The 25,942-nt window shown below is 46.8% G+C and carries 27 protein-coding genes and 1 pseudogene; 5 read left to right on the forward strand and 23 right to left on the reverse strand.

The genetic code is table 11. The annotated features are described in order from the left end of the window. Positions 1–234 precede the first annotated feature (234 nt). On the forward strand, positions 235–2,502 hold the full coding sequence (locus tag ACPW7N_RS17235; RefSeq protein ID WP_425652349.1) for an RCC1 domain-containing protein: 2,268 nt from the start codon (positions 235–237) through the stop codon (positions 2,500–2,502). Between the two features lie 147 nt (positions 2,503–2,649). On the opposite strand, the gene ACPW7N_RS17240 is transcribed toward ACPW7N_RS17235, so the two are convergent. The 4 genes from ACPW7N_RS17240 to ACPW7N_RS17255 form a co-directional block, all read right to left on the reverse strand. Continuing rightward, positions 2,650–2,928: a hypothetical protein gene (locus tag ACPW7N_RS17240; RefSeq protein WP_425652350.1), complete on the reverse strand. Its 279-nt coding sequence runs from the start codon at positions 2,926–2,928 to the stop codon at positions 2,650–2,652. Positions 2,929–3,132: 204 nt separating this feature from the next. Then, entirely contained in the window at positions 3,133–3,477 is a 345-nt protein-coding gene (locus tag ACPW7N_RS17245; RefSeq protein WP_425652351.1) for a YolD-like family protein, read from the reverse strand. Then, positions 3,464–3,838 (reverse strand): YhjD family protein, encoded by a 375-nt coding sequence (locus ACPW7N_RS17250; protein ID WP_425652352.1) that lies wholly within the window; start codon positions 3,836–3,838, stop codon positions 3,464–3,466. The genes ACPW7N_RS17245 and ACPW7N_RS17250 overlap by 14 nt, the downstream gene beginning before the upstream one ends. Further along, positions 3,838–5,088 carry a DNA polymerase IV gene (locus tag ACPW7N_RS17255; RefSeq protein ID WP_425652353.1) on the reverse strand — a complete coding sequence of 417 codons (1,251 nt, stop codon included), beginning with the start codon at positions 5,086–5,088 and terminating at the stop codon, positions 3,838–3,840. Before ACPW7N_RS17255 ends, ACPW7N_RS17250 begins: the two co-directional genes overlap by 1 nt. Positions 5,089–5,298: 210 nt before the next feature. On the opposite strand from ACPW7N_RS17255, the gene ACPW7N_RS17260 reads away from it, so the two are divergent. Then, a complete protein-coding gene (locus ACPW7N_RS17260; RefSeq protein WP_425652354.1) occupies positions 5,299–6,879 on the forward strand; it encodes a hypothetical protein in 1,581 nt (526 codons plus the stop codon). Positions 6,880–7,001: 122 nt separating this feature from the next. Here the strand turns inward: ACPW7N_RS17260 and ACPW7N_RS17265 are convergent, their stop codons facing one another. The 7 genes from ACPW7N_RS17265 to ACPW7N_RS17295 form a co-directional block, all read right to left on the reverse strand. Beyond that, a complete protein-coding gene (locus tag ACPW7N_RS17265) occupies positions 7,002–7,532 on the reverse strand; it encodes a hypothetical protein (protein ID WP_425652355.1) in 531 nt (176 codons plus the stop codon). Between the two features lie 57 nt (positions 7,533–7,589). Further along, a complete protein-coding gene (recG, locus tag ACPW7N_RS17270) occupies positions 7,590–9,644 on the reverse strand; it encodes an ATP-dependent DNA helicase RecG (protein ID WP_425652356.1) in 2,055 nt (684 codons plus the stop codon). Then, positions 9,644–10,537 (reverse strand): L-serine ammonia-lyase, iron-sulfur-dependent, subunit alpha, encoded by an 894-nt coding sequence (sdaAA, locus tag ACPW7N_RS17275; protein ID WP_425652357.1) that lies wholly within the window; start codon positions 10,535–10,537, stop codon positions 9,644–9,646. Before sdaAA ends, recG begins: the two co-directional genes overlap by 1 nt. A 27-nt stretch (positions 10,538–10,564) precedes the next feature. Further along, positions 10,565–11,230: an L-serine ammonia-lyase, iron-sulfur-dependent subunit beta gene (gene sdaAB / locus ACPW7N_RS17280; RefSeq protein ID WP_425652358.1), complete on the reverse strand. Its 666-nt coding sequence runs from the start codon at positions 11,228–11,230 to the stop codon at positions 10,565–10,567. A gap of 231 nt (positions 11,231–11,461) precedes the next feature. Then, positions 11,462–12,331 (reverse strand): DegV family protein, encoded by an 870-nt coding sequence (locus ACPW7N_RS17285; RefSeq protein ID WP_425652359.1) that lies wholly within the window; start codon positions 12,329–12,331, stop codon positions 11,462–11,464. A gap of 74 nt (positions 12,332–12,405) precedes the next feature. Further along, on the reverse strand, positions 12,406–14,106 hold the full coding sequence (locus ACPW7N_RS17290; protein ID WP_425652360.1) for a DAK2 domain-containing protein: 1,701 nt from the start codon (positions 14,104–14,106) through the stop codon (positions 12,406–12,408). A gap of 12 nt (positions 14,107–14,118) precedes the next feature. Next, positions 14,119–14,484: an Asp23/Gls24 family envelope stress response protein gene (locus ACPW7N_RS17295; RefSeq protein WP_425652361.1), complete on the reverse strand. Its 366-nt coding sequence runs from the start codon at positions 14,482–14,484 to the stop codon at positions 14,119–14,121. Positions 14,485–14,767: 283 nt separating this feature from the next. Here ACPW7N_RS17295 and rpmB point away from each other — a divergent pair. After that, a pseudogene (rpmB, locus tag ACPW7N_RS17300) lies at positions 14,768–14,945 on the forward strand (50S ribosomal protein L28). 89 nt (positions 14,946–15,034) lie between these two features. On the opposite strand, the gene spoVM reads toward rpmB, so the two are convergent. The 7 genes from spoVM to ACPW7N_RS17335 form a co-directional block, all read right to left on the reverse strand. Continuing rightward, positions 15,035–15,118, reverse strand: coding sequence for a stage V sporulation protein SpoVM (gene spoVM / locus ACPW7N_RS17305; RefSeq protein WP_005831022.1), 84 nt, complete (start codon positions 15,116–15,118; stop codon positions 15,035–15,037). Positions 15,119–15,139: 21 nt separating this feature from the next. Continuing rightward, positions 15,140–15,316: a hypothetical protein gene (locus ACPW7N_RS17310; RefSeq protein ID WP_425652362.1), complete on the reverse strand. Its 177-nt coding sequence runs from the start codon at positions 15,314–15,316 to the stop codon at positions 15,140–15,142. A gap of 170 nt (positions 15,317–15,486) precedes the next feature. Further along, positions 15,487–16,137 carry a thiamine diphosphokinase gene (locus ACPW7N_RS17315; protein WP_425652363.1) on the reverse strand — a complete coding sequence of 217 codons (651 nt, stop codon included), beginning with the start codon at positions 16,135–16,137 and terminating at the stop codon, positions 15,487–15,489. 40 nt (positions 16,138–16,177) lie between these two features. Then, entirely contained in the window at positions 16,178–17,428 is a 1,251-nt protein-coding gene (locus ACPW7N_RS17320) for an aminopeptidase P family protein (RefSeq protein ID WP_425652364.1), read from the reverse strand. A 120-nt stretch (positions 17,429–17,548) separates the two neighbouring features. After that, on the reverse strand, positions 17,549–18,271 hold the full coding sequence (locus tag ACPW7N_RS17325) for an amino acid ABC transporter ATP-binding protein (RefSeq protein ID WP_425652365.1): 723 nt from the start codon (positions 18,269–18,271) through the stop codon (positions 17,549–17,551). Beyond that, positions 18,264–18,923 carry an amino acid ABC transporter permease gene (locus tag ACPW7N_RS17330; RefSeq protein ID WP_425652366.1) on the reverse strand — a complete coding sequence of 220 codons (660 nt, stop codon included), beginning with the start codon at positions 18,921–18,923 and terminating at the stop codon, positions 18,264–18,266. The genes ACPW7N_RS17325 and ACPW7N_RS17330 overlap by 8 nt, the downstream gene beginning before the upstream one ends. A 27-nt stretch (positions 18,924–18,950) precedes the next feature. Continuing rightward, positions 18,951–19,757, reverse strand: coding sequence for a transporter substrate-binding domain-containing protein (locus ACPW7N_RS17335; protein WP_425652367.1), 807 nt, complete (start codon positions 19,755–19,757; stop codon positions 18,951–18,953). 335 nt (positions 19,758–20,092) lie between these two features. Here ACPW7N_RS17335 and ACPW7N_RS17340 point away from each other — a divergent pair, with 335 nt between their 5' ends. Next, positions 20,093–21,223 (forward strand): M20 family metallopeptidase, encoded by a 1,131-nt coding sequence (locus ACPW7N_RS17340; RefSeq protein WP_425652368.1) that lies wholly within the window; start codon positions 20,093–20,095, stop codon positions 21,221–21,223. A gap of 66 nt (positions 21,224–21,289) precedes the next feature. Here the strand turns inward: ACPW7N_RS17340 and ACPW7N_RS17345 are convergent, their stop codons facing one another. Continuing rightward, positions 21,290–22,441, reverse strand: coding sequence for an MFS transporter (locus ACPW7N_RS17345; RefSeq protein WP_425652369.1), 1,152 nt, complete (start codon positions 22,439–22,441; stop codon positions 21,290–21,292). A gap of 57 nt (positions 22,442–22,498) precedes the next feature. Here ACPW7N_RS17345 and ACPW7N_RS17350 point away from each other — a divergent pair, with 57 nt between their 5' ends. Then, positions 22,499–22,645 carry a hypothetical protein gene (locus ACPW7N_RS17350; RefSeq protein ID WP_425652370.1) on the forward strand — a complete coding sequence of 49 codons (147 nt, stop codon included), beginning with the start codon at positions 22,499–22,501 and terminating at the stop codon, positions 22,643–22,645. Positions 22,646–22,740: 95 nt separating this feature from the next. Here ACPW7N_RS17350 and ACPW7N_RS17355 read toward each other — a convergent pair whose 3' ends face one another. The 4 genes from ACPW7N_RS17355 to ACPW7N_RS17370 form a co-directional block, all read right to left on the reverse strand. After that, entirely contained in the window at positions 22,741–23,628 is an 888-nt protein-coding gene (locus ACPW7N_RS17355) for a DMT family transporter (protein ID WP_425652371.1), read from the reverse strand. A 96-nt stretch (positions 23,629–23,724) separates the two neighbouring features. Next, entirely contained in the window at positions 23,725–24,375 is a 651-nt protein-coding gene (rpe, locus tag ACPW7N_RS17360; protein ID WP_425652372.1) for a ribulose-phosphate 3-epimerase, read from the reverse strand. After that, complete coding sequence (gene rsgA / locus ACPW7N_RS17365) at positions 24,369–25,259, reverse strand: ribosome small subunit-dependent GTPase A (RefSeq protein ID WP_425652373.1); 891 nt, start codon at positions 25,257–25,259, stop codon at positions 24,369–24,371. Before rsgA ends, rpe begins: the two co-directional genes overlap by 7 nt. Before the next feature lie 18 nt (positions 25,260–25,277). Next, on the reverse strand, positions 25,278–25,942 hold a 665-nt coding region (locus ACPW7N_RS17370; RefSeq protein ID WP_425652374.1), incomplete at its 5' end, for a PASTA domain-containing protein.

Below are 25,942 nucleotides of genomic sequence, written 5' to 3' on the forward strand. Positions count from 1 at the left end.
GCGCACGGGAATACATCTCCCAAATAATAGGAAGAAATTCCTCTAACACCCGGGAATGGGAGTTGCGGTATTCTCAGGTTGCTTGCTTCTACATGAGTCACTCGGCGGTGGGTAGAATTTATACTTTCGCCGAAGCAAATGTATACTTTCGTATAATGTTGGCTGCGAAAGTGTTGAAGTAAACTATTCCTGAAGATTTTCAAGATTCCATACTGAAAAAGGACGTGATTTGTAGTGTCTCGCTTTGCAAAGTGGCTTCTCAGTTTGACTGTTGCTTCCAGTGCCCTTCCCTGGAATGTCGCTAGTGCCAGTGCCGGTTCTCCCGAAGATTATCCAATCGTCAAATCAGGTTTTGACTTTAACGTTGCGGTAAAAGAAGATGGCACCGTTTGGGCATGGGGCAGAAATACGGAAGGGGAGCTGGGAGACGGCTCGACTACCAGTGTAATCCTTCCGAAAAAAATCAGGGATCTCAAAGGGATTACCGATCTGGCGGCAGGCTATACCTATGCGCTTGCCTTGGATGAAGAGCAACATGTTTGGGCATGGGGCTCCAATGAATCCGGGCAGTTGGGCGATGGGACGACTGTTGCCAAACGTACTCCCGTAGAAGTAAAAGGTCTGAAAGATGTAGTCGATGTGGCAGCAGGTCGTTACCACTCCGCTGCTCTGGACGAGGACGGCAATTTATGGTCTTGGGGTGACAACACGTACGGTCAGTTGGGAGATGGCACCAATTCTGGTCAATCTGCTCCAGCAAAGATCAAAGGCTTATCGAAAGTAACGGCCCTTTCCGTTGGTACTTTCCATTCTGCTGCCGTATTGGATGATGGCAGCGTGTTTACTTGGGGCTTCAACGGTGAAGGTATCCTTGGTATCGGAGATGGTCCTAATAGCCCTTCACCAGTAGAAGTTTTGGGTCTAACCAGCGTTGTTGATGTAGCTGCCGGCTGGAGACACACGCTCGCCCTTCGCAGTAATGGAACCGTCTACTCCTGGGGTCGAAACGGTGAAGGCCAACTGGGCGATGGTACGAATGTCACCAAAGATCGTCCGGTGAAAGTAGAAGGACTAAGCGATGTGGTGGCAATTGCTGCTGGTCATGACGCCAGTTACGCAGTCAAAAAGGACGGCAGTCTCTGGGCATGGGGCTCGAATTACAGCAGCCACCTAGGTGACGGAACTTCTGACAAGAGACTCACTCCCGTACAGGTAGTCGGCCCCAATCAGTCTGGTGTCCTGAAGGATGTCATCTCAGTTTCTGCGGGTGAAAGCCATGCGATGGCTGTAGATGAAGAAGGGAATGTATTTGGCTGGGGAAGCAATAATGGTGGTCAACTGGGCTATGACTCTGCTCAAGCGTCCCCAAGTCCGGTTAAAATCAACCACAACTTCGTTATTGATTCCAAGTTGACTGGTTTGAAACTTTCTGATGGTACGTTGAGCCCGAATTTTTCTCGCAAAATTAAAAAATATACAGCACAAGTAGCTAATCAAGTGGAGAGCATCACTGTAACGCCAACTGCTTTCAATTCCAACGCAGGGATACTTATCTCAATGAATGGTGCCAAAGAAGCCATCGTCAGCGGACAAACGACAAACCCTCTTCCGCTGTCTGTTGGCGAAAATCAAATGGAGATCGTGGTCAAAACTCTTGATAGCGCAACTACCTATCATGTTACCGTCACTCGTTCTTCAGAAAACCAGGCACCTGTAGCCTCCGACCTCTCTCTCTCCACACAGCAAGAGACGGAAGTAAAGGGAACCCTCCCAGCCAAAGATGAAGAAGGAGATACCTTGACCTACAGCATCGTCGATAATGGCTCACATGGAACGGCGAAACTTACGGATGCGGAAAAAGGTGCCTTCACCTACACACCTGACAAGGATTTTATTGGTACAGATTCCTTCACATTCAAAGCGAATGACGGTAAGCATGACTCCAATATCGCTACCGTTTCCGTAACGGTTGGTAAACAAGGAAGCTCTGACCTGCTCGTTTCTGAAGAGAATCTTTTGCTCCAGCCTTCCAAGACAACAAGACTGAAAGTATACATGGTTGATGAAAAAGGTAAAAAGAAAGACATTAGTACTGACAATCAAACCAAATATGTAACGAGTGACAAAAACATTGTCACTGTCGGCAAGGGTATCGTAAAAGCAGGCAAACAGGAAGGCGAAGCAACCATCACCATTAGCTACAAGGAATTGAATACAGAAGTAACAGTGAAGGTAGCCAAAAATTCTGTATCCAAACTAACTTCTTCACAGAAAAAAGTGACACTCAAAGCGGGGGAAACTTCTCAAGTCAGCCTGAAAGCCGTATTCTCTGACAAAAGTGAAGCGGATGTAACCGCTCTGGCTACATGGACTTCGAGCAAGCCGGAGATTGCTACCGTAGTGGATGGCCAAATTACGGCACTCAAAACAGGCACAGCTACAATCAAGGCGATCTATGGCGGTAAATCGGTAAACGTAACGGTATCTGTGAAGAAAAAGTAACCGGATCGCACAAGAAAACCCACCCGATACAAGCTATCGCTGGCATCGGGCGGGGCCCCAAACTTATAAATCTACCAAGAAAAGCTCTTTCCCTTGTCGGAAAGAGCTTTTGCGTTGTTGTTTATTTGTCTGTTTGTGTGGTGTCTGTTATTTCATCTGAGTTTCCCGCTGTCTGGCGAGGACGTGATGACCGATCGGCAACCCTTTGGCCTCCAGTTCCTCTGCGGTTAGGACGTTAAAAGTCTCGTTTTTGCACGGCATTGGCATCAATCCTCCCAACGGGCTTAAACATTTGCCATTGGTGTCTGTCTCGATTACCATATACAACCCCTTGCACTCTAGCTGTTGAATGAAGTCGGTCCATCGCTTGGCGTTCAGTAACTCTGCGTGCTTGGTTAAGATTACGCCCATCTCTTGTGCTTGCATGAATATCCCCTTTTTCTGTTAAAAACGTCTTTGGCTCGCCAGTTTGTATTGACGTGTTTGCTGCCCTCACTAAGATACAGCGAAAGCAACTTTCATGCAAAAAGCGTTTTGGCACAAAAACACGCAAATTTCAGCCGTTTCTCGCAACCATTACGACGCAAAATGCTGTTTCGCTTATTTTGCTCTTCTCTCTCCTGTTTTCATCTACAATCGCTCTACTTCCAGTAAAACATCAAAAGAAATCCACTTTACACCCTGTAATGTATTCATTTTCAACCGTCTTGCCGCCTGATCGATATGGGTCACCAAGCCACGTATTTCCTGGGACACCCGCCCATCGTAATACTGCAGACGCAGGGTTGCTCTTTCACGCATACCCTCCCACACTGACTGGCTTAACTCCGCCTTCTCATCTTCATCCAGCACAGGCGGCACATATCGAAGCTGATCTTCTTTTAGTTGCAGATATAACTCACGGTGTTCTGGCAACACGAACCGACTGGCCGCAAACAAATTTTCTTTTTTCGAAATCGTCTTATCCCGTTTCACTCGCAACCTCTCTCTCTTCTGTCACCCACATGCGTACACGCTGCTGGCATTCCGCCCGCAGCAATTCAATGGAGTAAACCGCTTCCTGTAAATAGCCGTTGCAACGAACCTGTACACAGTAGAGATGGTCTTGTTTTTTGCTCGTGAGCAGCTCGTATCCCTTTTGACGAAGACAGCGCTTCAGGCGAATATGCTGCTTTTCTGCCCAACAGGATAAGCCCTCTAACAAGGCATGATAAGACAGCGACAGCGGCAATTGATGCATAACTGTCAAATCAGCCATAGCGGCCTTGAACAACAATCCGAAAAGCACACACTCCCGCAGTTGCTCCTGCAAGCTTGCCAGCTCATCTTTTTGCATTATTTATAATGCCCTCCTATCTTGCGTGCCCGCTCCTTGGCCTGCCCTGAATCCAGCAGTGACACGGCACGAAGAATCGCATCTTTTCCATATTTTGCTCGAATCCCGTCCATCACAGAGGCAAGCGAGCGCTGTTTGCTTTTATCCTCAAACAAGCTGAGTTGAATCTCATCATCTGGCTCCAGTTGACCGAGGTGAACGCCTACACTTCGAACCGGATGGTGATCCCAAAATCGCTCAAACAAAAGCAGGACGGCCTGATACAGCGTCATTGCATCATTGGTTGGCTCAGGCAGCTTGATCTGACGCCAAAAGCCTGTGGGCACATCGTAATTCGCTCCCCGACAGCCGACGGAAGCAACATGCCCCATCAGTTGTTTGCTGCGAGAACGGCGGCACACCTCTTCGCACAATTCCAGCAAGATGACCTTGATATCTTTTGCCGTATGATAGTCGCGTGGCAATGTCATATGGTGCCCGATTCCCTTTTGACGCTCATGTGACTTTGCGGATACGGGAGAGTCATCCAGCCCATGTGCGGTTCTCCACAAAACATCCCCATTCACTCCCCACCGCTTGGTTAGAGAAGAGAGAGGAAGGTTTGCCAATTGTTCAATTTTATAAATGCCCATCTGGTGCAAATGCCGTTTCATCCGTGACCCGACACCAAGCAACTTCTCAATCGGCAGCTTCCACAGCGTATCAGCCAGCTCTTCTTTACGAAGCCAATAGATACCAGCCGCCTGTTTCTTGGCGAAATTATCACAGGCCATCTTGGCAAGCACCTTGTTTTCGCCGATCCCGATACGGCAGACGACACCTGTTTCGAGCCAGATGCGTTCACGTATCATTTCAGCAATGCGCCACGGCTCACCAAACAAGGAAGTACTTCCTGTCACATCAAGAAATTGCTCATCAATCGAATACGGTTCAACCAGGTCTGTGAACGCCTCGAAAATCTGTGTAATTTGCAGGGAAACACGAATGTACTTCTCCATGCGGGGCTTGACTACCACCAGATGCCTGCACTTCTGTTGCGCTTGCCAAAGTGTCTCTGCTGTCGCCACTCCATATTCTTTGGCTAGCGGACAAGCAGCAAGGACAACACCACTGCGCCGCTCCGGGTCCCCCGCTACGACGATTGGCTTGTCGCGAATCAGTGGATTAGCTGCCTTCTCGACACTTGCATAGAAACTCTGCATATCAGCCAGAAAAATAACCCGCTTCCCTTTGCCTTGTTGCAAAGTCATTTACCTCCCAGCCCATCTGAAGTATTATGTTGGCCCAGTAAGAGAGAATAAAAATAAGAACATCTGTTCTATATTATAGCAAACAAACGTTCTTATTTATACCTCCATTTGTCTGGAAATTTTTTGTATAGAAAGCATCTGACGGTGTAACGAAACAAAGCAGAGCGACGTATAACAAATATCTTAGTTCATACAAGGGAGCCTGAGGGCATGAGCAAAAACAAAGCAATGGTTTCATTATTCGTAACCGTTTTACTGGCAGGATGTATGACGAAGCCTGCTGCACTGCCAACGACAGAGCCTGCTCAACCAACAACCACGCTGCAGACCACAGCAGAACAAACAACAAGTACAGCTCCTCCCCAGCAAGAGAATCAGGAGGAAATCCAGATTGTCCCGAAGCCAGAACTGCCTCAACCAGTAACCATTCCTGCAAAAGAAATTCCCTATGCTTATGAAAATATGAAGGAGGATGTGCTAATCCAACTCGATGAAGAACCGAGACTCCATTCGCCGATTCGCACCGTAGTTGCAACCACACCGCAGAAATACACGCTCTTTTTCCGCCAAGCGATGGACCCTGCTTCCGTGGAGTCTGCGATAAAGGCGAATACCGATATGAAAGAAGATCATCAAGCCTCAGAGAAGCGCCCCAGCTTTACCTTTACATGGACGAGTGACCGTCAGCTACACCTGATCGTCGAAGTTCCCGAGCTGCAGCAGCCGGAGTATGGGCATCAGTATGACATCAATGTCAAAGGAGCCAAGACAAAAAAAGGGCAGATTCTGCAGGAGCCACCTACCTTTCTCGCAACACTCTACACACAGCCGCAGCTTTGGCGAATCTCATCTGACGGCAAACGAGCAGAGCAGGTGACAAATGAGGAAGAGCCTTACCACTGGAACCAGGTGGGTTTAGGGAATGATCGATATGCCCTCTTGTATCGTTATACGAAATACTGCGAATGTGATGCAATCTACCCTAAATTACATGCGGTTTATGACTTCGAGACTGATCAACTCACCAAATACCCGGTGGAGCTGATGACGCACTACCTGGGAGAAGGCGAGTTTTTCGCAGATACCAGAGGCTTCTTTTATCACAAGCCCGCTAAAGGTGTAACAATGCCGGCAAGTGATACAGTCACCAAAATCAAAATGGATGGCTTTGTCCACGGAGCAAACTTTAGCAAAAAACGCACACACCTCTTCCTTGCCGTAGGAACCAAGGAACAGCAAAAAGATTACGATCTCGTCATTATTGAGCTGGCAACCCAAAAACAGACACGTATCCCCCAAGCACTGAAAGGGGAAGTTCCACATAGCGAAGTATCTGATGCAGAAATCGGCTCGAGCTTCTATGACGATGGAGAAAATGTCTATTTCGCCATGAGAAACCATGAGGAATACAAAGAAAACCGCTATCAATACAGTTGGAAGACAAACCAGGTCACTGCCTGGAATCCTCCTGTGGAGCCTGAGCAATGGTCTGGATTCATCAGTTCAGAAGACAGAGTGTATCAGATCTACTGGAATGGCGGGCTATACAAAGGTACTGAACGAATTCTTGAGATGCCCTTCTCAGAACATTGGCTGGGCAGCACTCACAAATTAGTCATGAGCATCCCTCCTGATAATCTGGAAAGGGCTCCTATAAAAAAGGCAGGACTGCACTTGTATGATGTAGACACCGGAGAATCAAGGCAAATTCTCCAGACCGCACATCCGGTCCTTGGCACAAGCAAAGATGGCAAATGGATATATCTCAATGTTACAGGTCCTCTCCAATGAAATGATGACCAAAACAGAAGCCAAAAAGACGCCTCGGAGAAAAGCTCCTTGGCGTCTTTTTACCCATCCGATAGTAGCTTTTCGCTAACATTGGATGGGGCCCCTTTTTAACCTCATAGTAACTATTGCTTTACCTTTGCATCCCCATCAAGCACATCTTCATACCGCATTTTATCGAAGTAGGCATTGGTGCCGGAAGCAAGCGTGACCCAGTAGTTCAACTGTTTGCTTGCATCTTCCTGAATGTATACGATGGTTTTTTCCAAATCGTAGTCCTCACCTGTCTTCGGATCGTCAACCGATTTGAAAATACCGCTCTCCTTCAAGTCCTTGAGCGAGATTGTCATGTAGCTGTTCGCTTCCAGGCTAATCTCCTTCTCCACCTTGTTCTTATCCACCGGTTCAAAATAACGCAGTGTCACTGTTTCGTTATTCTCCGATTTGTATCCGTTGGCAACAATGAACTTCTTGGCAGATTCTACGATGTGAATCGCGTTGGCACGCTGCTTCTCAGGAGAATTATCCTTTTGCATCCACGTCACAGCAGGAACTACCAGTGTCAGGACAACCCCGATACTTGCGATAATCAGCAAGATTTGATAAAACGAAATACCCTTTTCATTTTGTACCAGTTTTTTGAACCAATCCTTCATCTTCAGTCTCCCTCCCTGACTCCAAACTCTCTACTGTTATTTTCAACGTTGCATCCCTTAGTCAAATACCGCACCTTCCAGTACACCTTGCTCCCGTAAGTACTCACGCAAATGAGCATAGGTAGCATCCTCCCAAAAATGAGGATCTGCCACCAATTGAACAGTCTCCTGACGAGCGACCTCCAAGGCCTTGTAATCACTTAACAGATCAGCCACCTTGAATTCAGGCAACCCGCTCTGTTTGGTCCCGAAGAAATCCCCCGGCCCACGCAGCTCCAAATCACGCTGGGAAAGCTCGAAGCCATCGTTCGTTTCACACATGACTCGCATGCGTTCCTTACCCACTTCCGATTTTGGATCGGCGATGAGCACGCAATACGACTGGTCAGCCCCCCGTCCGACACGACCACGCAACTGATGCAGTTGGGCAAGACCGAACCGTTCGGCATCGTAGATCACCATAAACGTGGCATTCGGTACGTTGACTCCGACCTCTACGACTGTCGTCGAAACAAGAATTTGCGCTTCTCCTGCTGCAAATGATTGCATCACTTCATCCTTTTCCTTGGCAGGCAAGCGTCCATGCATCAAGCCGACGTTGTATTCTTTGAAATACGTCGACAATTGAAAATGCACATCGATCGCATTCTGTACATCCAGTTTATCCGATTCTTCAATCAGCGGGCAGATAACATAGGCTTGTCTGCCTTGCCGCAGCTCCTGACGCATTTCTTCGAGTACGGAGTGAAACTGTTCGTGCTTTACCCACTTAGTATCGATCGGCTTGCGTCCTGCCGGCATCTCATCGATGGTGGAGACATCCATATCGCCAAATGCGGTAATTGCCAATGTCCGTGGAATCGGTGTAGCCGTCATAAACAGCACATCGGGTGATAAGCCCTTGTTGCGCAGAATCCGTCGCTGCTCCACACCAAAGCGATGCTGTTCATCAGTAATGACCAGCCCTAATTTATTGAAAAACACATCTTCCTGAATAAGTGCATGCGTTCCGACAACCACATCAATCAGACCCATTTGCAGGGAAGCGAGTGTATCACGCCGTTTTTTGGCGGTAAGTGAGCCTGCCAATAAAGCAATTTGCAGCCCCATCGGCTCAAGCAGTGCTTGAAGAGACTTCACATGCTGCTCAGCGAGGATTTCTGTCGGCACCATCAAGGCACCTTGATACCCTGCTTTCACCGTTGCATAAAGGGCGATTGCCGCAACCACGGTCTTACCAGATCCTACATCCCCTTGCAAAAGGCGGTTCATTCCGTAATCAGCCTGCATGTCATCCAGAATTTCTTTAATCACTCGTTTTTGCGCCCCTGTTAACGGGAAGGGCAGCGCACGGACGAATTCCCTGATCTGATCCATCGGGATGCTCTGGGCATGTCCGCTCGTCTGTGAGCGTGTAATTTGTCTGAGTGCCTGTATTTTTAACTGGAACAAAAACAATTCCTCAAACATGATCCGGCGTCTGGCCTGCTTCCCCTCATCCATGTCAACGGGAAAGTGAATCAACTGTATCGCCTTTGCACGAGGCATTAAGCGGTAACGCTCCACCAAATCATGCGGCAAGATTTCCGGTATATACGCACCAAATTGATTCAAGGCACGCTCGATTGCTTTGCGCAAAAGCGGCATTGTCACCTCGCCACCCAAGGGATAGACGGGTACCAATTCGGCTCGGGTCTGTGCACGCATGGAATTGTTTTCTGTCATTTCACTGACAACAATTTGCAGCTTATGCTTGTCCCATTTCCCTGTAACGATGATTTCCTTGCCGGGTGATATCTGTTTTTTCACAAACGTCTGATTGAACCAGACGGCCGTTACTACAACACGATCAATCACCATACGGGCGGAAATCCGTGACTTCTTCTTGCCATAAAAGCGAACAGAGGGTTCACCGTACACTGTGCCTACGAGTGTGACCCTCTCTCCATGCTTCACTTCGGTTAGATCTCGAATCCGATAATCCTCGTAGCGAGAAGGGAAGTACTCCACCAGGTCCCGAATCGTCTGAATTCCCAAGACTGCCAAATCCTTGGCCCGCTCCTCCCCAATCCCGGACAGAGTGGTAACGGGCCTAGTCAACCAATCACTCATCACTGTTGGCTACAGTTTAAAGGTATGCCGAATACCTTTGCTTCAATTTGACGCCCAGTTTGCGTAGCCGCTAAACCGCCTTGTGCCGTTTCCTTGAGCGCTGTCGGCATCGTGCAGCCAATCCGGTACATGGCGAGAATTACTTCATCAGTCGGGATTACACTTTTGATTCCGGCGAGCGCCATATCGGCAGCAACCGTAGCAATGGCCGCACCCATGGCATTGCGTTTCACACAAGGTACTTCCACGAGACCAGCAACGGGATCACAGACGAGTCCCAGCATATTTTTCAGAGCAATGGCAACAGCCTGTGACGATTGCTCAGGTGTTCCTCCTGCCATCTCGACAATCGCGGCAGCGGCCATTGCCGTAGCAGACCCAACCTCTGCCTGACATCCGCCTGCTGCTCCTGAAATAAATGCGTTGTTAGCAATACAAAATCCGATCGCTCCGGCAGTAAACAAATAGTTGACCATTTGCTCCCGTGTCGGATTCAATTTCTCTGTCACGGCAAACAACGTCCCAGGTACAATTCCACAGGCCCCGGCCGTTGGTGTCGCCACAATCGTTCCCATTGCCGCATTCACTTCATTGACGGCGACAGACATACTTACCGCATTGAGCAAAGTAGGGCCGGAGAGAAACGGCTTTTCTTTCATGTAGGTTTGCAGCTTCTTGGCATCTCCGCCAGTAAGTCCGCTGTGCGACTTGATATCTTCTGTTAATCCTCTCTGAACCGCTTTTTCCATCACGTCCAAGTTGGTGTACATCTCTTTCATGATGTCTTCACGGCTGCGAGAAGAGACTTTCATTTCCGCTTCGATCATTACTTGTGAAATCTGTTTGCCTTCGGATGAAGCCAATTCCACTAGTTCGGCAACGTTGCGAAACATGATGACAACCCCTTTATCCTAAAATTCCTATGCTTGTGCCAAAACCAACACTTGGAGAATATGCGGCATCTGCTCGATCTCTTCTACAAGTTTAGAGGTGATGACAGAATCGACTTCGATAACCATCAGTGCTTCACGTCCACGCTCTCGTCTGGACAGTTCCATATGACCAATGTTCATTTCGTACTTGGTCAGAATGTTGGACACTCCTGCAATCATGCCGTAACGGTCTTCATGCAATACCATAATCGTTGGTGCATTACCAGAGAGCTTCAACGGGAAATGGTTAACTTCAATGATTTCGATCTTGCCGCCGCCAATCGAGATTCCTACCATTTCCAATGTGCCAGCATCATCACTTAACTGGATACGTGACGTGTTTGGATGATCGGTCAGCTCATCGGACGTTTGCAAAACAATCTCAATGTTACTATCCTTTGCGATTTGCAGGGAATCCTTTAGACGTAAATCAAATGTATCAAACCCGAGAATACCTGCAACCGTCGCAACGTCAGAGCCATGTCCCTTGTATGTCTTGGCAAAAGACCCGTAAAAGGTGATGACTGCTTTCTTGGGCTGACGTCCAAAAAAGCTTCGAGCCACACGGCCAATTCGAGCGGCACCAGCCGTATGCGAACTGGACGGGCCAACCATGACAGGTCCAATAATATCAAATACGCTTTTGAATTTCACTTGTTTCTCCTCCCAGGTTCGGGTCGATCCCTTATTTATCCATCAAGTGTATCTGGGATGCGTAGGGCATCTTCTCATATATTGTATCCTACTCCCTCTGAAAGCGCTATACACATACAAGGAGAAATGAACCCACCGGACACAAGCTATCGCTAGGTTGGGCGAGGCACAAACTACTGCCAATAAGAAAGAGCAGTAGCCTTGCAAAAAAGGCTAGCTGCTCTTTATCTATTACTGATAGGACGCTGTTTTGATCATCACACAAGCCAATGTGCCTGGCCCTGTGTGGGTACCTATTACGGGTCCGAGTTCCTGAATAAATGTCTCGGTAACTGTAAATTCTTCTTTGACTCGCTCTAACAATGATTTGGCTTCATCAATTGCTTCGGCATGGAGAATCGCTACTTTGACTGAATCCTTGCCTGCATAGGAAGTAAGCTCTTCGAGCATGCGACCAATTGCCTTTTTGGTTCCACGCACCTTGTCAAAAGAAAAAACTTGTCCTTCTGGATCGAGTGAGAGGATCGGCTTGATGTTTAACAGAGAACCAAGCATTGCCTGAGCTTTTCCGATTCTACCGCCTCTTTGCAGGAATTCCAGTGTGTCGACGATAAAGTAAACTTGAATATCACGTAATAATCGTTCGATTAAGTCCAAAATCTGTTGTTTGGATTTGCCCGCATGAACTGCTCGTGCTGCTTCAACGGTAACAATTCCATGAATAAACGACGCTTTTTTGGAGTCGATGATCGTAATGTCAATCTCTTCCTCCAACATAGTCTTGGCAATGACTGCAGACTGATAGGTTCCAGACAATGCAGCAGAGAGCAAGAGGCAGATAATTTGCACGTCTTTCCCATGCTTCTCTACAATTTGCTTGTACGCCTCCAAAAAATCAAGTGGAGACGGCTGAGAGGTAGTCGGCTGTACATCGGTACCCTTAAGTTTAACAAAAAACTCTTGTGTATTCATTGTCACACTATCGAGAAAGCTTTCTTGACCAAAAATTACTTTTAACGGAACCATTTCAATTCCAAGTGAGCTGCGTGTAGCTTGATCGATGTCAGCTGCACTATCCGTTAAAATGACAACTTGCGCCATTAAATACCCCCCTCTCCTAACAGATTGAGGTTGTCCACAATGTGGGATGAGCCTCTCTTACCATCAAGCTATGTCTATTCAACAGAAAAAATGAATGGATACAATGGTTGATTTCCTGCGTAGATTTCTACTTCTACATCAGGGAATGCTTCTGACAGCATCTCTTCCAGCTCCGCTGCCTGGTCTTCCGAAGCACCTTCACCGAAGATAATCGTAACCAATCCTGCATCCTCATCAACAAGCTGATTCAGCAATCCTTTGGCGCTTTCCATCATGTCAGGCTCTGCTACCAAAATTTTACCGTCAGCAATGCCAATAAAGTCATCCTGCTTAATCGTTACTTCACCCATTTGCGTATCTCGTACGGCAAAAGTAACAAGGCCTGTTTTGACAGCGTTTGCAGCAGCCGTCATGCCCTGCTCATTGCTATCGAGGTCTGCCCCGCCGTTAAACGCCACCAAGGCAGCCATCCCCTGCGGAACACTCTTTGTTGGAATAACGGCAACTGGTATATCCGACAGGTCCTTCGCCTGATTGGAAGCCATAATGATATTGCTGTTGTTTGGCAGAATGATAATTTTCTCCGCATTCAAACCGTTGATTGCGTTCATGAAGTCTTCCGTGCTCGGGTTCATGGTTTGTCCACCTTCGACCACGACATGTACACCCATGCTGCGGAAAATATCTGCAATCCCGCTACCGGCAGCAACCGCAATCAAGCCATAAGGAAGTTTCTCTTGTGGCGGCGTCACTGGCTCAGCCGTTTGTTTGCGCTCTGCTTCTTTTTGCAAAATCGTGCTGTGCTGCTCACGCATGTTTTCGATTTTCAAACGGTGCAAGCTTCCGAACTGCTGTGCGTAATTCAGAACTTCGCCTGGATTCTCTGCATGGATATGCACCTTGACGATCTCATCATCTGATACCACAAGCAACGAATCGCCCATTTTATCCAAATGATTGCGGAAAGAAGACTCAATAAACGGCTTTTTGCCAGTTTCAGTGCTATGAGTGAGCCACACCATAAACTCTGTGCAATAACCGAATGTAATATCCTCTGTTTTCATGTGAATCTGTGCATTGTGGTGCTCTTCCACCATCTGATCCAGATCGGCATCCAACACCGCAACTGAGGAAGCATTCTGCACATTCTCAGCGGTCTCACCACGAAGTGCACGGAGAAACCCTTCATATATAAAGACAAGACCTTGTCCACCTGAATCAACTACGCCAACCTCTTTTAAGACTGGCAGTAATTCTGGTGTACGGTTCAAACTGATTTTGGCGTATTCCAGCGTTTTTTCCATTACCTGAACAATGTCATCCATCGTTCTCGCATACTTCACAGCCATATCGGCTGCTTCACGAGCAACAGTAAGAATTGTTCCTTCCACAGGCTTCATCACTGCCTGGTAGGCGGTATCAACACCCTGCTTCAAGGCATCAGCAAACTGGCGGGAATTAATTGTATCCTTCCCTGCAACCGATTTACTGAAGCCACGGAACAACTGGGACAAAATTACGCCCGAATTGCCTCTCGCCCCCATGAGCAGACCTTTGGCTAAAGCTGCCGCTGATTCGCCCACCTTAATCGATTCTTTGCGAGACAATTCATCCACTCCGGAAGAGAAGGTTAAATTCATGTTGGTTCCTGTATCTCCATCCGGTACTGGAAACACGTTGAGGGCATCAACGATCTTTACATTTTTATGTAGATTGCTGGCTCCCAGGTAAACCATTTGACTTAATAGCTCGCCATCGAGTCGCGTATGTATCACGCATGTTCCTCCTTACATTTCCCGATCTGTTCGGACTCCCTGTACAAAGATGTTAATCGCCGGGACATCGATACCAACCATTTGTTCAAGCGTATAACGCACACGACGCTGAACATTACCGGCAACTTCGGAAATTTTGGTTCCGTAGCTGACGATGATATGCATATCGAGGCTAACCTCACCCTCGTGATTATGGACTACAACACCCTTACTCAAGTTGTCCAATTTTAAAATCTCTGCAATGCCGTCTTTGAATGCTTTTCGTGAGGCCATGCCGACTAGACCGAAAACTTCCATTGCCGCACCACCAGCAATTCGGGCGATAACTTCCTCTGATACATCGATTTTACCCAACGGTGTGCTCATTTCCACTGTCATGCAAGGATTCCTCCTCCGTAACGGCCCCTACCGTTATTTTTTTAGTGAAACCGCATAAGCGATTTTTTATCACTTCTATTAATTCTATCTGAAAACAGAAGTATTGTGAAGTTTTTTCACCTTTCCGCCTTATCATGCGTACTTTTTGCCCGATTAAATCGTTTTTAAAATCAGGTGTCAAGTATTGCAATTGACAGATACCTATGCTACTATAGTTCAAGTGTCTGTACTGCTCTTTTTTAGAGCATTATCGTTTCACTGTCTTCAAGGGAGGTGGAAATACATGTCTCGCAAATGCTTCGTTACTGGTAAATCTGCTAAAGCTGGAAATGCACGCTCCCACTCCATGCGCGCTACTCGCCGTACTTGGGGTGTTAACGCGTATTCTCGTAAATGGCAAACCAAAACGCGTATATGTTAGCACCAAGGCTTTGAAATCCGGCCTTGTAACTCGCGTATAGTTGTATTACTATGATGCGAAAAAAAGCACCTCTTTAGGTGCTTTTTTTGTCGATAAAACCAAAAAAAACGCTTATCGACATGCGCTCTGTTATTTCTTCTTATTAAACGCCTCGATAATCCCCCGAATCATACCACCGAGGAATTTTGGTAGCTTAATTGTATAAAACCGCATTCTAACCCCTCCTTACCGGAATTACTTATGTTGATACAAGAACCACCCAGCCCCCATTAATCCCACTCCCAAGAAGGCATACCACACCCATGGAGGTGCCGTACTTAACAGGATGGAAATACCTGTTACAGCGAGAATAACGCCCAAAATTCGCTTCACAGCGCTACCTTGTCGCAAAAAAAACAACCGAAATCCCATTGTCCTATAGGCACCTCCTCAAGGGCGTAATCCGTACGTTGTTATTACATCTTATTCCACCCAAGGTCAAACATGTGTCTAGGTGACAAATGAATAGAAAAAAATTAAATAAACATAATTGCCCCTACCAAATATCTATATGCACCTGCTGGTTTTTTGTGTAAAAAAGATTAATTGTCATTGGTGAGCATGACGAACAATTTCCCTTGTTTGAGGGCGATTGTACCCGTCTCATGCAAGAACTCGTTGCTCACCCCAATCGCCATCCCCATTTCGATGGTAGCCTCATGGAGCGGGTACATAAATCCTTCCAACGTTATCCCTGTCACTTTTTCAGACATGGGCAAAAGAGACATGAATCGAAAGTGGTCACGGGAAATGGTGAATTGCGGAAACTGCTCCGACAAAAGAAACACCCTGTTCTGTTTGCTCTCAATCTGCATCCAGACACCCGCTAGCTGTGCCTTTTGCAACAATTGCAGGTTTGCCAGGGTGTGATCCATCCGACTGCCCAAGGCCCCGTACAGGATGATCTCGTCGGGCTCGAGTGCCACGGCCACTTCGATGGCGATTTCGGTATCCGTCAAATCTTTATGACTCGGATACTGCTCCATCTGCACCCCTGCTTGCTGCAAACGCAAAATCCCCTCTTCACCAATCGTATCGAAATCTCCAATCGCCATGTTCGGGACGATGCCTTGATCCAGTAGCCGAATCGCTCCCCCGTCTACACCAAATATCGTGTCGTTTTCTTGAACAACAGGGAGAACATCAAGGTTCCCCCCTGTGCAAATATGTATGGTGCGTCTTTTCCTTGTCATTGAAAACATCCTTTATGTCGGTAGATAAGAAATTAGAGAGCTATCTCTTGTTTTGCATAATTTTTTCAAGTTCATCCGCCTGTTTGGGAATTTGGGAAGACAGAACTTCACAGCCATTTTCTGTGATCAAAATGTCATCTTCTATTCTGATCCCAATCGACTCTTCCGCAACATACACTCCAGGTTCAATCGTAATGACCATGCCTTCTTTCAAAACAGCACCACGTTCAGCAATATCATGTGTATCCAGGCCTAAATGATGAGCGACTCCGTGATAATAATAGTTGGAGAGCTCCTTGTCGTCCTGAATCAAGCCAATGCGAAGTAACCCGTCAGCAAGGACTCTTTTGGTTACATTGTTAAGGTCCAGCAGCGTGACCCCTGGCTTCGCTGCCTCAATCGTCTTGAGTTGTGCCTCGAGGACAAGCTCGTAAAACAATCTCTGCCGCTCCGTAAACTTGCCATTCACCGGAAATGTACGGGTAATGTCTGATGCGTAATAATTGGATGTCACACCCAGATCGATTAATACCAGATCCCCGTCTTCCACCTTTTGATCGTTATCGGAATAATGCAATACGGTAGCATTTACACCACCAGCTACGATTGGAACATACGGCAGTTCCCTGACCCCATGAGATTTCGCAACAAAGTCGAGATGGGCTTCCAGCTCATACTCCATGACTCCGGGGGTTGCATGTGCCAATATGCGTCGAACAGCCTCGTCCGTGATTGAAATGGCCCGGCGGATTTCCAAAATTTCTGCAGATGTCTTCACCGTTCGGATTTCTTTCATCCATGGACTCGCATCCATGATCGGCAAAGCTCTATACTTGGTCTGCACTTCACTAGCAAAGTTTTCAGCAGGCGACGATTCGTCCTCCCATGAAATCCGGTCCAAATCAAGGTAGATGTTACACTTTCCATCATTGCGATAAATAAAGGTTCCAAAAGAATCCAGCCATTCATCCAGGAAAGCGAAGCTCTCCACTCCAGAAATCTCCTTCGCCTCTTCAGCGCTTAATACCGCTCCCGTCCACTTGGCTTCCAATTCATTGGGACGCTCCAGAAATAGCGTTTCTGATACAACTTCAGCGCGTTTGGTTATCATCAACACAAGTTTATGTCTCGCAATTCCTGTCAGGTAGTAAAAATTGCGATCAGGTGAAAACGGATATTTTTCGTCGTATGTACGGGTTTTGGTAATACCTGAAAAAAGAACAAGCACAGATTGATCAGGCATTTTCTCCACAAGCTTTTGACGGCGGTCTACAAACTCCTGAGAATTCATTCGAATCAACTCCTTTTCTTCCCTTTCTTTCCATTGTACATCAATTCGTCTGCCTCACGTACTAACTCTGCACAAGCAAATATGCAAAAACCCGCTTGCATGGCGCAAGCGGATTTCTTTTTACAGCATCTTTTCGAGAAATTGTTTGGCTCTCTCACTTTTTGGGTTGGTGAAAAACTCTTGAGGTGAAGAATCTTCGACCAGTCTTCCTTCATCAAGGAAGCAGATACGATCCGCCACTTCACGGGCAAAGCCCATTTCATGAGTCACGATTGCCATGGTAATACCCGTGTGAGCAAGAGACTTCATTACTTCCAATACTTCTTTTACCATCTCTGGGTCTAGTGCAGAAGTCGGCTCGTCAAACAACATGATCTCTGGCTCCATTGCCAGTGAGCGGGCAATGGCTACCCGCTGCTTTTGACCACCGGACAGGCGATTCGGATAAACATCCGCCTTGTCAGCCAATCCGACACGCTTCAAGAGGTCCATTCCTTTTTTCCGTGCTTCCTCTTTGCTCATGTTTTTGACTTTGATTGGTGCGTATGTCAAGTTCTCCAATACGGTCATATGCGGGAACAGGTGAAAGTGCTGAAACACCATACCAATCTTTTGGCGGATTTTCAGAATGTCCGTGGAAGGTGCAGTGATGTTCGTACCTTCAATATAAATATGGCCTTGGGTAGGCGTCTCCAACAAGTTCAAGCAGCGGAGCAGCGTCGATTTACCAGAGCCAGATGGACCGATGATGGCAACCACGTCGCCTTTTTTAATCTCTGTGGAAATGTCTTTCAATACGTTTAATTTACCGTACGACTTGTGCAAATTCTCAACTTTAATCACTTCGACGCAACCTCCTCTCCAGTGCCTGTGCTCCCAAGGTTAACGCCATGACGAGACAGTAATAGATCAAGCCTACGAACAGATATGGTTCAAAGTAGATATATTTCTCTGCACGAACAATATCCGCACGACGCATCAAATCCATATAACCAATGGTGGAAACGAGAGCTGATTCTTTCAAAAGAGCAATGCTTTCGTTTACCAGTGCAGGCAAGATATTTTTGAGTGCTTGCGGAAAAATAATATCGAGCATCATCCGACGATACGGGACACCCAATGCCATAGCAGCTTCCCGTTGCCCTTTATCCACAGCCATAATCCCGGCACGGATCGTCTCGGAAATATAGGCAGCAGAGTTAAGCGAGAAGGCAAAAACCCCTGCCGCAAGCGCACTGATGTCATACCCGGTTAATTGAGGAGTTGCATAATAGACAATAGCCAACTGCAGGATCAGTGGTGTTCCTCGAAAGATGGATGTATAACCAACGGCAAAGCCTTTAAGTACTTTAATCGATGAAATTTTAAATAAGGTAAGAATTGTACCTAATATGAATCCGAATACAACCGAAAGTAAGGTAAATTGAAGCGTGACCAATATCCCCTGCAAAATAAAAGGGATAGAGGGCACGATTCGTGAAAAATCCAAATCCATGCCCTACATCCTCCTTACAACCGTATCTTATTGTTTTTCAAACCATTTTTTGATCAATTTGTCCATTTCACCGGAATCTTTGAGCTTCTTGATCGCTTTGTTGAAGTCTTCCACATGCGTGGAGCCTTTAGGGAATGCTACTGCCGAACCATTTTCACCATTGCTTGGAATTGTATTGAACTCGATGTCAGGGTTGGAAGCCGTATATCCTTTTGCTACCGTGTCTTCAATGATCGCTGCGTCGATACGGTTTGATTTGATCTCCTGGATAATATCCCCGATTTTGTTGAGTGGAACTACTTGCAAGCCTTGGACGGTTTCAGCCAATTTCTTTGCTTCATCGTGTTGGATGGAACCAAGCTGTACGCCTACTTTTTTGCCTGTCAGCATATCAGTTGTTGTCAGTCCGCTTCCTTTTGCTGCTACAATGGTATTTTTCGCATCGTAATACATCTCAGAGAAATCTACGCTTTGCTTGCGCTCATCAGTCGGTGTCATACCAGCCATGACGAAATCTACACGTTTGGATTGAAGAGCAGGAATGAGGCCGCTGAAGTCAGAATCCTTGATTTCAAGTTCAAAGCCCATTTCGTTCGCAATATAGTTAGCGATATCAATATCGAAGCCTTTGATTTCGTCTTTGCCGCTTGATGTATCATGGAACTCATATGGAGGGTAATCTGCTGAAGTACCCATTACCATCTTTGGTTTTTGCGTTGGTGCTTGTCCACCTTGGTTTGCCTGGTCTTTATTTGCGGTCCCACAGCCAGCCAACACGGAGATAGCTAATACAGAAGAGATTGCGAGCATCATGAGCGATTTCATTTTTTTCATTGTTTTGTCCTCCTACAGATTTACGTATAATGTATAAATCGTTGATAAAAGCTGATCTGCAAGTAAAGAGTATTATGCCCTGCAAGGTTTTTGCTCATTTCGCTGATTTATAAATATTCAACACTATGCTTATTTTAAACATTTCCAAAACAATTTCAACCTGTTTTATTCTAGTTCCGCAATTAAGATTATTCAGAAATCTACAAAATCCAATTACTATTTTGCTCCTGAGGTTACAACAAAGACTACCAGTATTAAAGATTATAAATATTATTTCCCTAAAACATGTTAGATTATTAATAGGCAAAACTTCTATTGATTCGGGAGGAATACATATGGCAATGAATTGGACAGCCTATTTTTCAGAAAAACTAGATGAGATCATGGAAGACCTCCAATTGTTTGTCCGAATAGAGACTCCAACTCACAATAAAGTTGCTGTTGATGCGCTAGGTGAGGTGATCACTCATAAGTTTGCAAGACTTGGTTGCACGGTGGAGACCATTTCTCAAGCGGAGTATGGCAATCAGCTACGTATTACTTACGGTAAAGGTGAGGAACAAACCCTAGTACTGGGGCACTTTGATACAGTGAAGGAAATCGGGACGCTCATACAGGAGCCATGTCAGATAATTGATGGAAAGCTCTATGGACCTGGCGTCTATGACATGAAAGCAGGGATTGTCTTTACCTATTACGCCCTGCAAGCCATTATTGAAAATCAGCTTCCACTGCGAAAGAAGCTCGTGTTTTTCTGGAATACCGACGAGGAAGTGGGCAGTCCATCCTCCAAGCTGCATATTCAGAAAGAAGCCTCCCGAAGTAATAGTGCACTTGTGATTGAGCCTGCTTTTGGCAATGGATTGTTGAAGACGAGCCGCAAAGGTGGCGGTGAGTTCGTTCTAACCGTTCATGGACGTGCAGCGCATGCAGGAAATGACCATGCCAGCGGAGTGAACGCCATTGAAGAGTTGTCCCGCCATATTCTGGACATTCAAGGTTGGACGAATTACGAGCTTGGCACCACATTATCGGTAGGAAAAATTACTGGAGGTACTGCCTCCAATGTCATTCCCGAACTGGCAGAAGCGATGATCGATGTGCGGATTAGCAAACAGTCGGAAGCCGAACGGATCAATCGTCTGATGGCACAACTGAAGCCTTATCATCCCGATGCCCGCCTGTCAATATCCGGTGGGATCGACAAAATGCCAATGGAACGCACCGCAGGAACAGAGCAGTTGTTCCTCCATGCCAAGGAGCAAGCACGTCTGGAAGGATTGGAGCTGGGTGAGATTGGAGTCGGTGGCACAAGTGACGGCAACTTCGTCTCTTCCGTAGGTACACCTGTACTGGATGGACTGGGCCCGGTTGGCGACGGTGCTCACGCCTCCCATGAACACATCGTCATCGATGCTATTCCCTCTCGCATTGCCTTGCTGGTTCGCCTTTTCACAACGGTATAGCTTTGCACGCAAAAAGAAAAGCTGCTGGGTCCTTATCTATGACCCAACAGCTTTTTATCTTTTACACTAGCCCTTATACAGTTGCTTCATCGGTCGGTACAGGATGACCATTGCGACTACCAACATCGAGTGAATGAGTACATTCAGTCCAAGGACGGAGCAGGTTGCGACAATCATCGGAGCAACTAGGAAGCCGAGCAGAAACCCAAATCTCGTCAGTAATGACTGAAACCCCATGATACGTCCACGCAGCTCGTTGGCGCTTTGTTGCAACAGGGTGCGAGATTGCAGAGCAGTCGCTGAATCAAACAGACCCGCCAGGAACAGCGCAAGGAGTATCAGGATTGGCACCGACGTACTGAAGGCAAGCACGATGAACCCCGAAAAACAAACCATGCTTCCAACAAGCATACTCATGACAGACCACTTGATGCGCCCCCAGAATAATGATCCTGCAAAGGAACCCGCTCCTACCGCTGACCACATGAGTCCGTGCATCGTGGAAGGATGCTCCATCGCATTGGACAAGATCGGCAGACCATAATTCCAGGAGGTTCCCCCCAACGTATAAAGAAACCCTATGATCATCAAATACAGGAAAAAGCGGTTGTGTTTGACGTAGGTGATGGCTTCATTAATCTCTTGGAAAAGATGTCGAGATGCTGCCTGCCTAGCAGATGTACTATTCCACCGCAGATACCGCAAAACGATAGCCGACAAAAAGAACGTCCCTGCATCAAACAGAATCACCCATTCGTACCCCAGTTGATCGGCAAGTACTCCACCCGCAGTAAAGCCGATAATTCCTGCAAGAGACTCCAATCGAATAATCCTGGCATTTGTCCCTTTCACACCCTCATCTGCGAACCATTCAGGGATGGATGCCTGATAGCTCACCTGAAAGACATGATAGAAGACACCGAGCAAAAAGGCTGAGAGCACCACGGTAAGCGGATGAGGCATCAGGACAATCGAGGTCAATGCACTGCCACAGACGATGTCACTTATCATCATCAACCTTCTGCGATCATAACGATCCGCCACAATACCCGCTACGACACTGGACAACAGTCCACCGACCTGTCTGGCAACAAAGAAGGCCATTAACCAAAACGCGGGATTTTCAAACGTAAGCAAAAGAGCAGTAACGGCTATCAAATGCATACGAGAACCCAGGTCAGACAACCCGTTCACGTACAGATATACTTGTTTTTTCATCCAAACCTCCGTCTAAGGCGGTTCAGATCCAACACCCCCTACTTAGGGGTGCGTACAGTGATTATGGCAGTTGACATGCACATGCCTCCTTCTAAAACCCACCCGACACAAGCAATCGCTAGCGGTCGACTAAACGCAACATCCCTGTTGCATCATCGACACTCGCACGTCCTGAGCATCGTCGGCGGGGCCCCAAACTTGTAAATTCTAAGAATAAAGGGTCATTTCAATGGTTCAAACAGGCAGGGAGTGTCTTCTCTAACCAGCTTGATTTATTTTTGGCATGTGCCATGGATTTATTATACAGCTTCTTTCTCCCTCGTTCCCAAAAAAATTGCAACGAGAACACAAATCATTCCTATCGTCTGACTCCACCCAAAAGACTCATTCAACAGTAAAACCCCTACCAGTGTTGCCGATACAGGAAGGAAGCCAGTAAATAGCCCGGCTACACTTGCTTTCACCTTTGCAACACCTTTATACCACAGAACAAACGAGAGCACACTCGCCGTGATTGAGTAATAGAAAACCAAGAGCCAAAGCGTTATCCCCGGTTGACTAAAGCTGAAGGTAAACGCCTCTTTGATGGCAAATGGTAAAAACAGAACAAAACCGATCGCATTTACGCCAATTGCCATTTGAATCGGAGATAGTTTATCAGACAGTTTTTTTGCAAAAATAGTGAACAAGGCTTCCGAGATAACCGCACCTAACACGAGAAGATTGCCCCAAAAGAGGTTCTCTTCATCTAGAGATGCGGGTCCTGCTTGCGTAGATATGATGGAAATGCCTACTACTGTAAGGAAAATTGAAAAAATTTGCGGCAGTGATAATTTTTCCCTCAAAAAGAAAAAGGACAATAAGGCGATGACGGCCGGCACCGTGCTTGTGATAATTCCAGCAGATGTGGCAGATGTAAACCGTACTCCGTATAGCATCAGTAGACTGAACAAAAAAACGCCAAAGAAAGATTGCAGGAATAAATAGCTCCAGTCACTTTTTTGCAATTCTACTTTGTCCTTTTTTGGACTGTAATACAACATGGGAATCAAAAAACATAAAGCGATGAGAAATCGGATCTCTGAAAACAGAAAAATCGGAATTTCATGTACAATCACCTTCCCTACAGCCACATTTATACCTACAAAAGCCATGGACAATGCCAGTTGCAGATAGGCTAATCTCAATCTTCACACCTCATCCCATATAAGTTTTCGCTAATTTCCATATGGAAGAAAAGCACGTGCTCATCACTGCACGTGCTTTCTGTATATCTCTAGGTGTTATTTTCCACGAATCGCTGCAATGGCTGCTGCACGATCTGGCTGATTGAATACCGCATTTCCAGCGACAAGGACTGTTGCTCCTGCCTCTTCACACAATCTCGCCGTCTCTTGATTCACTCCACCGTCGATCTCAATCTCGACATGGGACAATCCTCGCTCATCCAGCATGTTACGCAGCTCTTTCACTTTTGGTAGAACACTGTGAATAAACTTCTGTCCGCCAAATCCAGGGTTTACTGTCATCAACAGAACCATATCCAGATCGGGCAGCATGGATTCAATCGTAACCAGCGGTGTTGCCGGGTTCAGTACGACCCCCGCTTTTACCCCCTGATCTTTGATCAAATGAATGCTTCGATGCAGGTGTCTCGCTGCCTCCTGGTGAACCGCAATAATGTCTGCACCTGCTTTGGCGAACTGCGGAATGTACTGGTCAGGATTCTCGATCATCAGATGGACATCGAGGGTAAGCTTGGTAATCGGACGGATGGCTTCTACCACCAATGGTCCGATCGTTATGTTGGGAACGAAATGTCCATCCATTACATCAATGTGAATCCAGTCTGCTCCGCCTCTTTCGACGTCTAGAATCTCTTCTCCCAGTTTTGCGAAGTTTGCTGATAGGATGGATGGTGCAATTTTTACCATGGTTTATTCCTCCGTTGGTATTCTTTCAGTTCTTCTGTAAACATTTTGTAGTGTTCGTACCGCTCTGGATCAATCTCTCCCGATTCCACTCCTGATTTCACTGCGCAGCCTGGCTCGTGCAGGTGAAGGCAACCTCGAAACTTGCACTGGTCGCTTACCTGCTCAAAGTCACGAAATGATTGAGCAAGCTCCAGATTGTCCAATCCGATGAACTCCAGAGAGCTAAAGCCAGGGGTGTCCGCAACGTATCCGCCTTCTGCAAGCGAAATCAGCTCCACATGGCGCGTTGTATGCTTCCCGCGGCCCAGCTTTTGGCTGATCTGTCCTGTCTGCAAACTCATTCCTGGAAACAGTGCATTGATCAAGGAAGATTTGCCAACCCCCGATTGTCCTGCAAATACAGAAATATGATCAGCCAGAAGCGCATTCACTTCTTCAAATCCATACTGCTTCTTGGTCGATGTCGGGATGACCGGATAGCCAATTCGTTTGTACCTTGTCACGATTTCCTGGACTTCTTCCTCATCAGCCAAATCGGCTTTGGACAATACGATAATCGCACGGATCCCTGCATGTTCGGTATGAACGAGAAATTTGTCCAACAGTGTGGAGCTGAATCCCGGCTCTCTCATAGAGAATACGAGGACAGCCAGGTCTACATTGGCAATCGGTGGTCGAATCAACTCTGTTGACCGTTCACTGACCTCCATGACATAGCCTTCTGAATCGCCTACAGCATCATAGACAACCCAGTCTCCCACCAAAGGATTTACTTTGGCATCTTTCTTTTTAAACAGTCCACGAGCTCGGCATTGAATAATACGGTCCTGATCAGCCACGTAGTAAAACCCGCTGAGAGCTTTCACGATCCGACCTTCTGGCATGCATGTCCCTCCAACACTTTAAGGAAAATTACGATACTCTATCACGTATTTAGCAAATGTAGCGTTATTTTTCAGCACTTCGATTGTACCGTTTTTGTTTGGCGACAGTACAATTGGTACTTTATACTCGGTTGATGCTTGAATGGTTTCCTGGAAGGCGATTTGTTGATTACCCCGGGCATCGTCCACTACAATCTTAATCTCTGCTGTCTCACCCTCAAAAAGCTCGACCGGAACGGCGTACGTGCCTACCTTGGCATCTGCCGGATACTCACCGTTACTGACGGTAAGTGGTATTTGTTGTCCTGCTACCACATCCATATTGGCATCATACGGATGGGTCGAGATAACCACGTCTGGCTCAGTAACCGTGTAGGATGGTTCCCTGTTAATCGGGCCCTCTGCCAGTCCGGCTTTTAAGAGCTCCAGCTTTGCTTTGTCGATGCTGTCTCCCACGACATTCGGCATTTTCACATACTTCTTGCCCTTGCTGACGATCAGTCGAACACTCGTTTCCTTTGGAACAATTTGGGAGTTAGCTAACGGTTCCTGGCGAATGACCTGCCCCGGTGGAGCATTATCGTCCTCTTCCTCAACAAATTGATAGTCCTTAAAATTCTGTAACTTCAATTGTTCTTCGGCAGATGCACGATTCAAGCCGATAAATTGAGGCATCGGAATAT

This window comes from Brevibacillus nigriterrae (assembly GCF_049846925.1).
Taxonomy (GTDB): domain Bacteria; phylum Bacillota; class Bacilli; order Brevibacillales; family Brevibacillaceae; genus Brevibacillus_H.